Here is a 15326-nt window from a genome sequence, read left to right on the forward strand (position 1 = left end):
GGCCCATCCGTGGGCCTGCACAATCCACATTCGCGACAGTCGCCCGGCGCGTAACCCGCGCTGCGGAGGAATGTCAGAGGGCGGGAAGGAGATCGTCGGCCCGGCGTGGGATCGCGGGGCTCGCGGGCGACGGCGACGATGCGGGCACGGGACCGAACAGTGCACCGAAGAACTCGCTCTTCGCGGCGGTGGAGCGATCGCCCGTGGTGCCGTCCTCCCACGCCTGCATCGCCTCGCGCATCATGCCGAGACCGCGAGTGCGCAGTTTCGACACGTAGGCGTGGCTGACCTCCATCTCGTCGGCGAGGTCTTTTACCATCCGGTCGTCGATGTAGATGCCCCGGATCACCCGGCGCATCGCGGCCGGCAGCGCATCGAGCACCCGCACGAGCATCGCCCGGTTCTCGTTCTGCTCGGCGGCGTGCTCCGGCAGGATCACACTGTCGGTGAGGTCGGCGGCCTGTCGGCCGGTCTCGAGATCGAAGTGCTCCTCGAAGCTCGTCGCGGTGCGCACCATCGTGTCGAGCTGGAGCATCTCGGCGACCGAGCCGGCGTCGATCCCGGACTCTTTGGCCAACTCGGCGATCGTGCCCGGTCGACCTGTTCGGGCGAGTACGGCGTCGCCTGCCGCCCGGATGAGTTGGATCTTGTCGCGTGCGCGCTCGCCCGCGGGGTCTGCGCGGCGCATCTCCGACAGCATGGCCCAGTTGATCTGTGTGCGCGCGAACGCTCCGAAGGGGATCCCCCGTTCCGGCTCGTACGTGAGAGCGGCGCGGGCGAGGCCCCAGCGGGCGGCCGACATCAGATCGTCGAGATCGACATGCTCCGCCGTGCGTGCCTTCTCCAGCGCGAGGAAGGTGGCCAACGCCATGTTCTCTCTCGCCAAGCGGTCAGCCGCCGGAGGCACCGAAGAGGGTGCGCCGGAACCAGCAGAAAGGTCAGAATGACGCAGCAATGTGACTCCGTGGCTAGCTCAACTCATTTATGAGGAAAGTAGCAGGTTTCACACGTTTACAAGCAAAAATGGATGCTGAAGTGATCGTGTCGTTACGCGTGCCCTGCCGGTCGACATCGATGAGCATGGCTGACAGGCTGAGGAGATGCGCAACAACGGAACCAACACCGACGTCAACCTGGGCCTCCTCATCTTCGGCGGCGCCTTCGGGCTCGTCTGTGCGGTACTGATCCTCACCGGGGTCTTGAGCCCCACTCTGTGGTTCACCGTCATCGCGATGGCATTGTTGGTCGTCTCGCAGTGGCTGACCATCCGCGCCAAGCGCCGCAGGTCCTGAGGCGATCCCTCGGTCGGAGTCCGAGTGGCGCGGACGGTTAGAATGGTTCCGGCGCGTCGGGAAGTCTGGTCGACACTCACTCTGTCGACCATTCCCAGGAGCCACCCGTGCACAACGCGCCTCCCACACCGTCCTCCGCAGCGCGTTTCCCTCGCTGGCCCGGAGCCTCAGAAGCAACACGGATCTCCGCTCTTCTGCGAAAGGAAGCCGTCGGCGGCATCCTGCTCGTAGCGGCCGCGGTCATCGCCATCATCTGGGCGAACTCGCCCGCCGCCGACAGCTATTTCGCTCTCCGCGACTTCCGGATCGGCTACGAACCGTGGCATCTGGAGCTCTCTCTCGGCGCATGGGCCGCCGATGGACTGCTCGCGGTGTTCTTCTTCCTCGTCGGGTTGGAACTGAAACGCGAGGTCGTGGCCGGTGACCTTCGCAGCTTCAACACCGCGGTCGTGCCGATCACCGCGGCCGTGGGCGGTGTCGCCGTCCCAGCGATGATCTACGTGGCCATCGTGTGGAACCAGCCCTCGCTCCGCGAAGGGTGGGCGATCCCCACCGCCACCGACATCGCCTTCGCCGTCGCCGTCCTCGCTCTGGTCGGCTCCCATCTCCCGAGCCCGCTCCGTATCTTCCTTCTGACCCTCGCCGTCGTAGACGACCTCATCGCGATCGTCATCATCGCCGTCTTCTACACCGCCGACATCGAGATCCTGCCTCTGGTCATCTCCGCAGGGGTCATCGCCATCTACGGCTTCCTGGCCCAGCGGTACCGGACCCTGTTCGGAACCAAGGCCTACGCCGCATGGCTGATCCTGCTGCCGCTCGGATTCGTCGCGTGGGCGTTCCTGCACGCCTCAGGCATACATGCGACGATCGCCGGCGTCGCCCTCGCGTTCACCATTCCTGTGCACGCGAAGCGAAACGGCCCGGATGCGCAGGGGGGCGGACTCGCTGAAGAGTTCGAGCACCGGTTCCGCCCGCTCTCTGCCGGCATCGCCGTTCCGATCTTCGCGTTCTTCGCCGCCGGAGTGGCGGTGGGCGGGATCGAGGGCATCACGCGCGCAGCCACCGATCCGGTCACGATCGGCATCGTCACCGGTCTGGTCCTCGGCAAGCCCCTCGGCATCGTCCTGTCCGTTCGCCTTCTCACCTGGGCGACACGGGTCCGTCTCGATCCCTCCCTGCGATGGATCGACCTGATCGGCGTCGGGATGCTGGCCGGCATCGGGTTCACCGTCTCACTGCTCATCGCGGAACTCAGCTTCGGGGCGGGAAGCCCGCACGGCGACGACGCGAAGGTCGCCATCATGGTCGCCTCCCTTCTCGCCTCTCTCCTGGCCTCCGCTGTGCTCGTCGCGCGGAACCGTCGATACCGGCTGATCGCACGCCCGCAGGCGATCGAGCGTCAGCCCCCTGGGGCGCCCCCCTATGGTGGATACCGATGCACGACCGCTCAGGGCCGCACACGCTGAAGGACACGATGACCGACGAACTCGAACTGCCCGCAACCCGACCGGGGCCGAATCGACGAGCAGTGCTCTCGGCAGCAGCCTGGGCCATGCCGGTCATTGTTGCGACGGTAGGAACGCCGCTGGCTGCAGCCTCCGGCAGTGGCGTGCAGTCGGCATCGTACGCGAACGTGACATCTGAGACGGCCCAGGGCGGGCAGATCACGTTCACCCGTCCGCTCTCCATCAGGATCACCGGCACCATGCGCGCAGGGGATCTCGTGACCCTCACCGTGGGTGGCTCGATGGCGCTCCAGGGAGGAGGAGCGGGAGCGACGCGCGCGACACCTGTCCGGATATTCTCTGTCGCTGGCCCGAACTTCTCCCAGGCGAGCACCTTCTCCAATCCGGACGGCTCGCAGACGACCGTGCTGACAGTGAACCGCGACCTCGCCGAGGGTATGTACAGCAAGACGATCAGCTGGATTCCCCTTGACGGTGCCACCACCTCGTCGATGGAAGATGAGATCCTCACATGGCTGCCCGGCACTTACACCACGAGCATCTCGATCAGCGTAGGCACCGTCGTGGGTGAGATCGGGACTCTCACGATCGTTCGGGAACCCGAGAACTGACCGTCGCATCGGTGGCGTGAGACCCCTCTATCGCACTGTGGAGGTCCGGAGTGAGGGCCCGGCCGGGATCGAACCGACGACATCCACGGTGGCGCCGTATCGATGCTCTCCCCTTAGCCCACCCCGAAGGGGAACGTGGGCGCAGGGGAGGTTCTGCGCGCGAGTGCGACGCTTGAGAGCTCCCTGCTGGCGCCGGTAGGCGCGATGGCCCTCCCCGTTGCGGACGCTCTTACTGGTCACAGCAGCCCACGTATGACGAGCGCCGCGTGCCGCTCCTGCCGCGGCGCGCTACCAGACCCCCTCGACACACCATGAGGGCTCGGACTCACGGGCTCGAGGTCATGGCAGCAGGCCGTTTGCAGAGGGTTGCGAGCGTGTGGCGGTGGGACTGCACCCGGATACGACAGGAGCCCCGTCGATGACGACGAGGCATCGGCCATAGTTCCTGTTCAGGCACAGCCTAAACGGAACTCGGAAGGGTTAGAAAGGAGTGTCTTCCACTCGAAAGGCGGCTGAGGACTGACATCGCGAAGAGGAACAGACCACCGAACGCTGGGGTCAGAACGTGTGGACGAAGGACCCGGAGACAGGTGAGCCCGCGATCGTGACGGTCGCGGTGAACGTATAGGAGACGCCCGTCGGGAATCCAGCGAGGGTGATCGAGGCGTTGCCGTTCGAGTCGACGGAAAAGCCGGAGGACCCAATGGTGCTGCCGCCCGATGGGGTCCAGGTAACCCGACCGGTGACGTTCTGCGCACCTGCTGGGGGATTGGCGACGTTGATGTACAGGTCATGCCAGTCGGAGAAGCCGACGGCTGCGATGCCTGTTATCGTCACAGTGGCTGCCGCAACGCTGGCAGCAGCAAGAGGCGCAGAGACTGCAAGTGCGATGACGGGAGCCGACCAGGCTCCGTACGTCAGCACAGTACGTCGCGAGATATCCTTCATGCTCCTCCAGGATTGTGCGTCCTGTGACTCTAGCAGCGGCCCTCAAAGCCGCGAGTACCTGCTTCGGCCGTTGGGAACGGCGCTCAGCGCACCTCCGACGCATCGCGCGCTTCCTCGAGATCTCGATCGTGGCGCTGATCCAGATGCCGACGACGGCAGAGGTCGCGCCGCGACCGGGGCGGAGCCGGCATCCGGTCGTTCTACCCGCTTGATGGGGTGGGCCCTGCCGGGATCGAACCGACGACATCCACGGTGTAAACGTGGCGCTCTACCAGCTGAGCTAAAGGCCCTGGTGATGACAAGTCTATCCGGATGCCGGTGCGCGACTGTGTCGTCGAACAGGGATAAGGTGATTCAGGCGCGCGTTGTGTACAGCCGACAAGGCTGCCCGCGTCGCTTCCCGTTTCATTGGCATGACCTGCCAGCTTGACGAAAGGCTCCCCCGTGACTGTGCACGACCAGGATCCGTATTCCCAGGGCCCCCAAGACAGCGATCCGGATGAGACCGGCGAGTGGCAGCAGTCGCTCGATGAGCTGGTGGATGCCAAGGGCCACGGCCGCGGCCGCGAGATCATGCTCAGCCTGCTCAAGCGCTCCAAGGAGCTGCACCTGGGCGTGCCGATGGTCCCGACCACCGACTACATCAACACCATCGCGAGCGAGAACGAGCCGGAGTTCCCCGGCGACGAAGAGATCGAGCGCCGCTACCGCGCCTGGATCCGGTGGAACGCCGCGATCACGGTGCACCGCGCCCAGCGCCCCGGCATCGGTGTCGGCGGACACATCTCGACCTACGCGTCGTCTGCCGCGCTGTACGAAGTCGGCTTCAACCACTTTTTCAAGGGTGCCGACAACCCCGGGGGTGGAGACCAGATCTTCATCCAGGGCCACGCCTCCCCCGGTACGTACGCGCGTTCCTTCCTCGAAGGCCGCCTGACCGAGAACCAGCTCGACGGTTTCCGCCAGGAGAAGTCGCACGGCCCCGACGGCATCCCGTCGTACCCGCACCCGCGACTGATGCCGGATTACTGGCAGTTCCCGACCGTGTCGATGGGCCTCGGTCCGATCAACGCGATCTACCAGGCGATGTCGAACAAGTACGTCGAGAACCGCGGCATCAAGGACACCTCCGCCTCGCACGTCTGGGCATTCCTCGGCGACGGCGAGATGGACGAGGTCGAGAGCCGCGGACAGCTCCAGGTCGCAGCCAACGAGGGTCTCGACAACCTCACCTTCATCGTGAACTGCAACCTGCAGCGTCTCGACGGCCCGGTGCGCGGCAACGGCAAGATCGTCCAGGAGCTGGAGTCGTTCTTCCGCGGTGCCGGCTGGAACGTCATCAAGGTCGTCTGGGGTCGCGAATGGGACGACCTGCTCGCCCGTGACACCGAGGGCGCTCTGCTCAACATCATGAACGTCACCCCCGACGGTGACTACCAGACGTTCAAGGCCGAGTCCGGCGCGTACATCCGTGAGCACTTCTTCGGCCGCGATGAGCGGGCTGCCGCGCTCGTCAAGGACTACTCCGACGACGACATCTGGAACCTCAAGCGTGGTGGGCACGACTACCGCAAGGTCTACGCCGCCTTCAAGGCAGCGACCGAGCACAAGGGCAAGCCCACCGTCATCCTCGCGAAGACCGTCAAGGGCTATGGCCTCGGTCCGCAGTTCGAGGGGCGCAACGCGACGCACCAGATGAAGAAGATGACGCTGGACAACCTCAAGACGTTCCGCGACGCGATGCACATCCCGATCACGGACGCGCAGCTCGAGGAGAACCCGTACCTGCCCCCGTACTACAACCCGGGCGCGCAGGACGAGACGATCCAGTACATGCTCGAGCGCCGCCGGGCGCTGGGAGGCTTCCTCCCCGAGCGCCGTTCGACGCACGTCGGCCTGTCGCTGCCGGATGACGCCGCGTACGCCCTTCCCAAGAAGGGTTCCGGCACGCAGGAGATCGCCACCACCATGGCGTTCGTCCGACTGCTGAAGGATCTGCTCCGCTCGAAGGACTTCGGCCACCGCATCGTGCCGATCATCCCGGACGAAGCGCGCACGTTCGGTCTGGACGCGTACTTCCCGACGGCGAAGATCTACAACCCGAACGGCCAGCACTACACGTCGGTCGACCGTGAGCTGCTCCTCGCCTACAAGGAGAGCCCGCAGGGCCAGATCGTGCACGTCGGCATCAACGAGGCCGGCGCTCTCGCAGCCTTCACGGCCGCCGGCACGTCATACGCCACCCACGGCGAACCGCTGATCCCGATCTACATCTTCTACTCGATGTTCGGCTTCCAGCGCACCGGCGACGCCCAGTGGGCGGCCGGCGACCAGATGGCCCGCGGGTTCATCATGGGTGCGACGGCCGGTCGCACGACGCTCACCGGTGAGGGCCTGCAGCACGCCGACGGCCACTCGCACCTGCTCGCCGCCACCAACCCGGCGACGGTCTCGTACGACCCGGCCTACGGCTACGAGATCGCGCACATCGTGCGTTCGGGTCTCGAGCGCATGTACGGCGGACAGCACGAGGACCCGAACGTGATGTACTACATCACGCTCTACAACGAACCTCTCGTGATGCCCGCTGAGCCGGAGAACGTGGACGTCGACGGCATCGTGCGCGGCATCCACCGCATCTCGGTCGGCGAGGGCGACGGTCCCCGTGCGCAGCTGTTCGCATCGGGCGTCGGACTCCCCTGGGCCATCGAGGCGCAGCAGCTGCTGAAGCAGGACTGGGGTGTGATCGCCGATGTCTGGTCGGTCACCTCCTGGACCGAGCTGCGTCGTGACGGTCTCGCCGCCGACGAGCACAACTTCCTGCACCCCGAGGAGGAGCCCCGCACGGCCTACCTCACGCAGAAGCTGCAGGGCGCTCAGGGCCCGGTCGTCGCCGTCAGCGACTACATGCACGCGGTGCAGGACCAGATCCGCCCGTGGGTTCCACAGCGTTTCGCGACGCTCGGTGCGGACGGCTTCGGCTTCTCCGACACCCGCGCCGCCGCCCGCCGGTTCTTCAAGATCGACGGCCCGTCGATCGTGGTCCGCACGCTGCAGTCGCTCGCCGAGGACGGCGTCGTCGATCGCTCGCTCGCGGCACAGGCGATCGAGAAGTACCGCCTGCACGATGTGAACGCCGGCACCAGCGGCAACGCAGGTGGCGAGAGCTGATCCGTCGGTGACAGGTTCGTCTCCACGCGGAATGGACAAGACCGCCACTCTCACCTGGCTGCGCCGGATCTCCGGTGACATCGCCTCGGTGACGATCAAGCGGTTGGAGGACACCCTCCCCTGGTACGCCGACATGCCACCGGCCCGACGCTCTGCCGTCGGGCTGGTGGCTCAGGCCGGCATCACCTCGTTCATCCAGTGGTACGAGGACCCCACCTCGACACCGTGGATCGCGGCCGACATCTTCGCCGCCGCGCCCCGCGAGCTGTTGCGCAGCGTCAGTCTGCAGCAGACGCTGCAGCTGATCCGCGTGACGGTCGAGGTGACCGAGGAGCGCGTGGCCGGCCGCGGCGACGACCTCCGTGAGGCGATCCTGCTCTACTCGCGCGACGTGGCCTTCGCCGCCGCCGACGTCTATGCCCGCGCCGCCGAAGCCCGCGGGCTCTGGGACGCCCGTCTGGAAGCGCTCGTCGTCGACTCGATCCTCACGGGCGAGGCCGATGAGGAGCTGCCCAGCCGCATCGCCGCTCTCGGCTGGCACGGACACGGCGAGGTCGCCGTGCTGGTCGGCACGACTCCCCCGCAGTTCGACGTCGATCAGGTGCGCCGCACCGCCCGCAAGCTCGCCGTCGACGTGCTCATCGGCGTGCAGGGCTCCCGACTCGTGCTCGTGCTCGGTCGCGCCCGCGTGGCCGGACAGGAAGACGAGGAGGACGAGGACGAACTCGGCTTCCAGGAGATCGCCTCGCGTCTGGAGCCGTCTTTCGGTCCCGGCTATGTCGTCCTGGGACCGGCGGTCGCGGCCCTGGTCGATGCGAGCCAGAGCGCCAGAGCCGCCCTCGCGGGATTCGCCGTGGCACGAGCGTGGCGCAGCGCCCCACGGCCCGTCGATGCCGACGACCTGCTCCCGGAGCGCGCCCTCGCCGGCGATCCGCTCGCCAAGCAGACGCTGATCGAACGCATCTTCCGCCCGCTCCAGGCGCACTCCACCGACCTCGTGACGACCCTGTGGAGCTATCTCGACAACGGACGCTCGCTCGAGGCGACGGCGCGCGAACTCTTCGTGCACCCCAACACCGTGCGCTACCGGCTCAAGCGCGTCAGCGAGGTCATCGGCTGGGATGCCACCGGCCCGCGCGAGGCTCTCATCCTGCAGACCGCGCTGATCCTCGGCTCGATCGGTGCTGCCGAGCAGAGTCGACGCCGGCCGGCCCTCCGACGGCCACCCCGCTGACTTCGCGCGATGGCGCTGTGCGCCACACACAAGGGTTTCTTCGAATCTTGTGATGGATCATCCACCGCTCACGCGCAATCGTTGGCAGACTGTACAGGTGATTGTCGTCGTCTGCCCTGGTCAGGGCTCGCAGACCCCCGGTTTCCTCTCCCCTTGGCTGGAGCTCGACGGCGTGGCTGAACGCCTCGCGGCGTACTCCGAGGCCGCGCAGGTCGATCTGCACCAGCACGGAACGGTGTCGGATGCCGACACGATCCGCGATACGCGCATCGCCCAGCCCCTCATCGTCGCGGCCTCGCTGATCACCGCCGACGCCCTCGCGGCCCGCGGTGCGCGACAGGCCGACGGCGTCGCCGGACACTCGGTCGGCGAGATCGCCGCGCTCGTCTCGAGCGGAGTCATCGATGCGGCGACGGGCATGCGCCTGGTCGGCATCCGCGGTCGCGCGATGGCCGATGCCGCGGCAGAGACCCCTACGGGGATGAGTGCGGTTCTGGGCGGCGACGAGGAGGCGATCCTCGCCCGCCTCGCCGAACTCGACCTTTCCCCCGCCAACTACAACGGCGGCGGTCAGCTCGTCGTCGCCGGCGCACTCCCGGCGCTCGCGGCTCTCGCCGAGGAGCCTGTCAGAGGCACGCGCGTGATTCCGCTCCAGGTCGCCGGCGCCTTCCACACGACCTACATGGCTGCCGCGGTCGCCGCACTGCGCGATGCCGTCGCCGACATCGAACCTGCCGACCCGACGCTCCCGCTGTGGACCAACCGCGACGGCTCCGAGGTGACCGACGGTGCTCAGGCCCTGTCGTATCTGGTCGATCAGGTTTCCTCGCCGGTGCGATGGGACAAGTGCATGGCCTCGTTCGCCGATCGCGGCATCACCGGACTCATCGAACTCGCTCCGGCCGGTGCTCTCACCGGACTCGCGAAGCGCGGGCTGCGCGGCGTGCCGACGGTCGCCGTGAAGACCCCTGAAGATCTCGATGCGGCCGTCGCGCTGCTGAACGGAGAAGCCGCATGAGCGTCACCCTGGCCCAGATCACGGGTCCCGCCTACACGCGCATCTACTCCTACGGCGCCGCCCGTGGCGAGAACGCCGTGCCGAACGAAGACCTCATCGGTCCGATCGACTCGAGCGACGAATGGATCCGTCAGCGCACGGGCATCATCACGCGCGCCCGCGCCGACAAGACGACCGATGCGATCGATCTCGCGACGACCGCGGCCGCCGAGGCGATCGAGAAGTCCGGCATCAGCGCCGATCAGGTCGATCTCGTCATCGTCGCCACGATCAGCAACCCCAAGCAGTCTCCGTCAGTCTCGGCGATCGTGGCCGACCGTGTCGGCGCGAACCCCGCCGCCGCATACGACATCAACGCCGCCTGCGCCGGATACTCCTACGCCGTGGCTCAGGCCGACGCACTGATCCGTGCGGGAGCCGCGCGCTACGCCCTGGTGATCGGCACCGAGAAGCTGTCCGACATCGTCGACCCTGCAGACCGCAGCATCTCGTTCCTCCTGGGCGATGGCGCCGGCGCCGCGCTGATCGGCCCGAGCGACACGCCCGGCATCGCCCCTGCCGTGTGGGGCTCGGACGGTTCGAAGGCCGACGCCGTCGGCATGAACGGCACCCTCACCGAGTTCCGCGACGGCGAAGTGCCGTGGCCCACCCTGCGCCAAGAAGGCCAGACGGTGTTCCGTTGGGCGGTGTGGGAGATGGCGAAGGTCGCCCGCGAAGCGCTCGACAAGGCGGGCGTCGAGGCGAAGGACATCGCCGCCTTCATCCCGCACCAGGCCAACATGCGCATCATCGACGAGTTCGCCAAGCAGCTGAAGCTCCCCGAGACGACCGTGATCGCGCGCGACATCGAGACGACGGGCAACACCTCTGCGGCGTCGATCCCGCTCGCGAGCCACCGACTCATGACTGAGCACCCCGAACTCTCCGGCGGTCTGGCTCTGCAGATCGGCTTCGGCGCGGGCCTCGTCTTCGCCGCCCAGGTCGTCGTCCTCCCCTGAGAACGACCCGACCTTCCCTAGACTGTTCCACGGTTCCGAATACAACCCGCAAGAAAGAGGAAGACCACATGGCTTTCACCAACGACGAGGTCCTCGCAGGTCTCGCAGAACTCATCACCGACGAGACCGGCATCAACGCTTCCGAGGTCGCCCTCGAGAAGTCGTTCACGGATGACCTCGACATCGACTCGATCTCCATGATGACGATCGTCGTCAACGCCGAGGAGAAGTTCGGCGTCACCATCCCCGACGACGAGGTCAAGAACCTGAAGACCGTCGGCGACGCCGTCAGCTTCATCGTCGCAGGCCAGGAGTAATCCACGCAGGATGCCACCCCCGCCGTCGCGGGGCGTGGCATCCTCCGGCTTGCCCGCACATCCGCTCCACCCCGCCCGACAAGGAACCACACCATGACCAAGCGCATCGTCGTCACCGGCATCGGCGCCACTTCCGCCATCGGCGGGACTGCGCCGGACAACTGGGCCAATCTCCTGGCTGGCAAATCCGGTACGCGCACCCTCGAGCACGACTGGGTGAAGCAGTACGAACTTCCCGTCACCTTCGCCGCTGAGGCGATCGTGCGGCCGGAGGAAGTCCTCCCCCGGCACGAGGCGAAGCGCCTCGATCCTTCCGCGCAGTTCGCGCTGATCGCCGCCCGCGAGGCGTGGGCGGACGCGGGATCTCCCGACGTCGCCCCCGAGCGCCTCGGCGTCGACTTCGCCACCGGCATCGGCGGGCTGTGGACGCTGCTCGACGCGTGGGACACCCTGCGCGAGAAGGGCCCGCGCCGCGTCATGCCGCTCACGGTCCCGATGCTCATGCCGAACGCCGCTGCGGGAAACCTGTCGCTGCAGTTCGAAGCCCGCGCCTACGCGCAGACCGTGGTGAGCGCGTGCGCATCCAGCACGGAGTCCATCATCCACGCCTTCCACCACCTGCAGGAGGGCCTTGCCGACGTCGTGATCGCCGGTGGCGCCGAGTCGGCGATCCACCCGATCACCATGGCGTCCTTCGCATCGGCGCAGGCGCTCTCCCGACGCAATGACGACCCGGAGCATGCCTCCCGTCCGGGCGCGATCGACCGTGACGGTTTCGTCATGGGCGAGGGTGCGGCCGTTCTCATCCTCGAGACCGAGGAGCACGCCAAGGCCCGTGGCGCCAAGATCTACGGCTACGTGCTCGGCGGCGGCGTGACGGCCGACGCTTACCACATCACCGGCAACGACCCCGAGGGCGCAGGGGCTGCGCGCGCGGTCATCCAGGCCCTCGAAGAGGCCGGCATCACCGCGGATCAGGTCACGCACATCAACGCCCACGCGACGTCGACCCCGGTCGGTGACCCGAACGAGTACGTGGCTCTGAAGCGTGTCTTCGGCGAGCGTCTCGACGAGATCCCGGTCTCCGCCACGAAGGCGTCGACCGGTCACCTGCTCGGTGGCACAGGCGCACTCGAGGCGATCTTCTCGCTGCTCGCGCTGCGTGACCGCGTCGCGCCTCCCACGATCAACATGACCGAGCCGGACCCGGCCGTGCCGTTCCGCCTCTCGGGCGAGCCGACACCGCTCGGCGACGGTCCGCAGATCGCCATCAGCAACTCGTTCGGCTTCGGCGGCCACAATGCCGTCCTCGCCGTCGCGAGCGCCGACTGACACGCACGTGCGCAGACGAACGGCCCCGGGGCCGTTCGTCTGCGCCGTTCGTCTGCGCCGTTCGTCTGCGCGGGCACCGATCAGGAAGCGGCCACGGCGGCCAGGCGACGCGATCGTTGCTCGCGGGATCTCGTGAGCAGCGGAAGGAACCACCCGATCAACGGACCGACACCGAAGGCGAACAGCACGGTACCGACCCCGACGGGGCCGCCGAGCAGGAAACCGACGAGCAGCACACTTCCCTCGATGAGCGTGCGCACGATCCACACCCGCCACCCGGTGATGCGCACGAGTCCCGTCATGAGCCCGTCCCGCGGACCAGGACCGAAGTTCGCGGCGATGTAGAGGCCTGTCGCGAAGGCGAGAAGCACGAGTCCGGCGACGAACATCGGCGCTCCCACCCAGATGGACGGCGGTGCGGGGATCACGGCAAGCGTGAGGTCGGCACTGGGACCGATCAGGAGCGCATTGAGCAGGGTGCCCAGCCCCACACGTTGACGGAGGGGGATCCACAGCAGCAGCACGACGATCGAGACGAGCACCGTCACGGTGCCATAGCCGAGCCCGCTCTGGGCAACCACACCCAACGCCAGTACGTCCCACGGGGCGACGCCGATGCCGCCGCGCACCATCAGGCCCAGCGCGACGCCGTAGAGGAACAGCCCGACGAGCAGCTGCACGATGCGCTCGACGAGGTCGCGACGACTCGTGGCGGCGAGGGGAAGGAGGATGGAACGGAGGTGCATCCCTCTATGGTGGATGCCGCAGCCCCTCGGATCGCGAGACCACTCGACGACAAGTGGCCTGCGAATGTGAAGCCACTTTAGGGCATGCTGGGCAGATGACATCACGCCTGGTGGAGCAGCTCGGCGCCCAGAACGCGGCAGGCTCCACGGCTGCCGAGCTCGCCGCACAGATCCGTGCGCTGATCCTCGATGGACGACTGACGGTGGGCGAACGCCTGCCCAGCGAGCGAGCGCTCGCCCTCGAATTGCGCAGATCGCGCTCGACGATGACGCGGGTGTACGGCCTGCTCGATGCCGACGGCTACGTGTCCCGTCTGCATGGCGGGAGCACGCGGGTCGATCTGCCGCACTCCACCCTTCTGACGTCCGGGCCCGACGACGAGAGCGCCATCGACCTCTCGATCGCCTCGATGGACTCCACGCCGGGCCTGTACGACGCGACGGTGCGCTCACTGCCCCGGCTCGCGGCGCTTCGGGGAACCAGCGGATACTCGCTTCGAGGCCTGCCCGAGCTGCGCGACGCCGTCGCCCGCCGTTACACCGAGCGCGGCGCCGCGACCACAGCCGACCAGATCATCATCACCTCCGGCGCGCTCAACGCCCTGAACCTCATCCTCGCCACGATCGGCCGGCGTGGAGAACGCGCGCTCGTCGAGCAGCCGACGTTCCCTCACGCGCTCGAGGCGTTGCGCCGGCACGACTATCGTCTGCTCCCGACGCCCGTCGATGCCGACGGCTGGGACCCGCGCCACCTCACCGAGACTCTGCTCAGCAGCCATCCCCACGTCGCCTATCTGATCCCCGACTTCCACAACCCGACGGGCGCGACACTGCCCGACGAAGAACGGGGTCGGATCGCCACGACGGCGCGCAGTGCGGGAACGCACCTGATCATCGACGAGACGACCGCAGAGCTCGACATCGATCGCGGGTGGACTCCCCTGCCGATGAGCTCGTTCAGCCCCGAGGTCATCACTGTCGGGTCGATGTCGAAGATCGCGTGGGGTGGGCTCCGCCTCGGGTGGATCCGTGCGGATCGGTCGCTCATCGACCGGTTGCTCGCCGTCCGGCCGTCGTTCGAGCTGGGCACGGCGCTGCTCGAACAGTGCATCGCCGTGGAGCTGCTCGATGACATGACCGCCCTCACCTCGCATGTCCGTGAGCGACTCCGCGCCGGACGCGCGGCCGTCAGCGCCGGGCTGGCCGGCATCGACGGCGTCGACATGCCCCCGACACCCGGCGGATTGTCGACCTGGCTCGACCTCGGCGCTCCGCTGTCGACGACGCTCTCCCTGTCCGCGCGTGAGCATCGACTCCTGCTGCCGCCCGGCCCGCGGTTCTCGACCGGCGGTGTGCTCGAGCGCCGTCTGCGCATCCCGATCACGCTTCCGCCGGAGCGCACGGCCGATGCGATGGCTCGACTGCGTCTGGCGTGGGACGATCTCCGCCGCGGTGTCGTCACGGAACCGGCCGAAGTCCGCCACGCAGCGGTCATCTGATTCCGGACGACGAGAACCCCGCCGCTGTCACCAGGGGCGGGGTTCTCGTCATAGGGAACGGGGAAACGTCTTCTCAGCGTCCGGGATGACTCACCGGCATCCGATACTCACGCCTCGCCCGTTCCAGGCTCATGTTGGCCGGAACCTATCCGACCTTGTGCAACCAGACGACGCGCGCGTCGTCGCTCGCGTGGCGGAACGGCTCCAGCTCCTCGTCCCAGGCGGCCCCGAGCGCGATGTCGAGCTCGCGCTGCAGCTCGGCGGCACTCCCTGCCGCGATCTCCATCGCGTAGCGGATGCGATCCTCGCCGATCACGATGTTGCCGGCGGCATCGGTCTGCGCGTAGTGGATGCCGAGGTCGGGAGTGTGCAGCCACCGTCCACCGTCACTGCGAGGCGTGGGATCTTCGGTGACCTCGAAGCGGAGGTGCTCCCAGCCGCGAATCGCCGTCGCCAGAGCTGCTCCCGTGCCCACCGGACCGTCCCAGTAGAACTCGGCGCGACGGGCACCGTCGAGCACCGGCTGGTCGATCCAGTCGAAATTCACCGCACGCCCGATAGCGCGACCGACCGCCCATTCGAGGTGCGGGCAGAGCGCGCGAGGCGCCGAGTGGACGTAGACCACTCCGCGTGCGTAAGCCGTCGCCATGATTTCTCCGTTCATCAGGTGCGTCTTCCCCAACGACCTGAA

At 67.5% G+C, this 15326-nt stretch carries 14 protein-coding genes and 1 tRNA gene; 10 read left to right on the forward strand and 5 right to left on the reverse strand.

Going from position 1 to position 15326, the window contains the following annotated elements; all coding sequences use genetic code 11:
* Window positions 1–73 precede the first annotated feature (73 nt).
* Window positions 74–907 (reverse strand): sigma-70 family RNA polymerase sigma factor, encoded by an 834-nt coding sequence (locus P0Y60_11495; protein WEK59969.1) that lies wholly within the window; start codon window positions 905–907, stop codon window positions 74–76.
* A 193-nt stretch (window positions 908–1100) separates the two neighbouring features.
* Between P0Y60_11495 and P0Y60_11500 the strand changes: the two genes are divergently transcribed.
* The 3 genes from P0Y60_11500 (at window position 1101) to P0Y60_11510 (ending at window position 3372) form a co-directional block, all read left to right on the forward strand.
* Window positions 1101–1292: a hypothetical protein gene (locus P0Y60_11500; protein ID WEK59970.1), complete on the forward strand. Its 192-nt coding sequence runs from the start codon at window positions 1101–1103 to the stop codon at window positions 1290–1292.
* Between the two features lie 107 nt (window positions 1293–1399).
* Entirely contained in the window at window positions 1400–2761 is a 1362-nt protein-coding gene (gene nhaA / locus P0Y60_11505; protein ID WEK59971.1) for a Na+/H+ antiporter NhaA, read from the forward strand.
* Window positions 2762–2769: 8 nt separating this feature from the next.
* Window positions 2770–3372: a hypothetical protein gene (locus P0Y60_11510; GenBank protein WEK59972.1), complete on the forward strand. Its 603-nt coding sequence runs from the start codon at window positions 2770–2772 to the stop codon at window positions 3370–3372.
* A 558-nt stretch (window positions 3373–3930) separates the two neighbouring features.
* Here P0Y60_11510 and P0Y60_11515 read toward each other — a convergent pair.
* Together P0Y60_11515 and P0Y60_11520 are read right to left on the reverse strand one after the other, a co-directional pair.
* On the reverse strand, window positions 3931–4320 hold the full coding sequence (locus P0Y60_11515) for a hypothetical protein (protein WEK59973.1): 390 nt from the start codon (window positions 4318–4320) through the stop codon (window positions 3931–3933).
* A gap of 217 nt (window positions 4321–4537) precedes the next feature.
* A tRNA-Val gene (locus P0Y60_11520) sits at window positions 4538–4610 on the reverse strand.
* 154 nt (window positions 4611–4764) lie between these two features.
* On the opposite strand from P0Y60_11520, the gene aceE reads away from it, so the two are divergent.
* From aceE to P0Y60_11550, 6 genes are all read left to right on the forward strand, one after another.
* A complete protein-coding gene (aceE, locus tag P0Y60_11525) occupies window positions 4765–7491 on the forward strand; it encodes a pyruvate dehydrogenase (acetyl-transferring), homodimeric type (protein WEK59974.1) in 2727 nt (908 codons plus the stop codon).
* A 31-nt stretch (window positions 7492–7522) separates the two neighbouring features.
* On the forward strand, window positions 7523–8725 hold the full coding sequence (locus tag P0Y60_11530; GenBank protein WEK59975.1) for a helix-turn-helix domain-containing protein: 1203 nt from the start codon (window positions 7523–7525) through the stop codon (window positions 8723–8725).
* Window positions 8726–8822: 97 nt separating this feature from the next.
* The gene (locus P0Y60_11535) at window positions 8823–9743 is read left to right on the forward strand and encodes an ACP S-malonyltransferase (protein WEK59976.1); all 921 of its coding nucleotides are present in this window, start codon (window positions 8823–8825) and stop codon (window positions 9741–9743) included.
* A complete protein-coding gene (locus P0Y60_11540; GenBank protein ID WEK59977.1) occupies window positions 9740–10741 on the forward strand; it encodes a ketoacyl-ACP synthase III in 1002 nt (333 codons plus the stop codon). Before P0Y60_11535 ends, P0Y60_11540 begins: the two co-directional genes overlap by 4 nt.
* Window positions 10742–10809: 68 nt before the next feature.
* Complete coding sequence (locus P0Y60_11545) at window positions 10810–11058, forward strand: acyl carrier protein (protein WEK59978.1); 249 nt, start codon at window positions 10810–10812, stop codon at window positions 11056–11058.
* Between the two features lie 93 nt (window positions 11059–11151).
* Window positions 11152–12390, forward strand: a complete 1239-nt coding sequence (locus P0Y60_11550) for a beta-ketoacyl-[acyl-carrier-protein] synthase family protein (GenBank protein ID WEK59979.1) — start codon at window positions 11152–11154, stop codon at window positions 12388–12390.
* 80 nt (window positions 12391–12470) lie between these two features.
* Here the strand turns inward: P0Y60_11550 and P0Y60_11555 are convergent, their stop codons facing one another.
* Window positions 12471–13136, reverse strand: a complete 666-nt coding sequence (locus P0Y60_11555; protein WEK59980.1) for a hypothetical protein — start codon at window positions 13134–13136, stop codon at window positions 12471–12473.
* 95 nt (window positions 13137–13231) lie between these two features.
* On the opposite strand from P0Y60_11555, the gene P0Y60_11560 reads away from it, so the two are divergent.
* Window positions 13232–14635: a PLP-dependent aminotransferase family protein gene (locus P0Y60_11560; protein WEK59981.1), complete on the forward strand. Its 1404-nt coding sequence runs from the start codon at window positions 13232–13234 to the stop codon at window positions 14633–14635.
* Window positions 14636–14780: 145 nt separating this feature from the next.
* Here the strand turns inward: P0Y60_11560 and P0Y60_11565 are convergent, their stop codons facing one another.
* Window positions 14781–15284: a DUF3145 domain-containing protein gene (locus P0Y60_11565; GenBank protein ID WEK62909.1), complete on the reverse strand. Its 504-nt coding sequence runs from the start codon at window positions 15282–15284 to the stop codon at window positions 14781–14783.
* Between the last annotated feature and the right edge of the window lie 42 nt (window positions 15285–15326).

This window comes from Candidatus Microbacterium colombiense (genome assembly GCA_029203165.1).
Lineage (GTDB): Bacteria > Actinomycetota > Actinomycetes > Actinomycetales > Microbacteriaceae > Microbacterium > Microbacterium colombiense.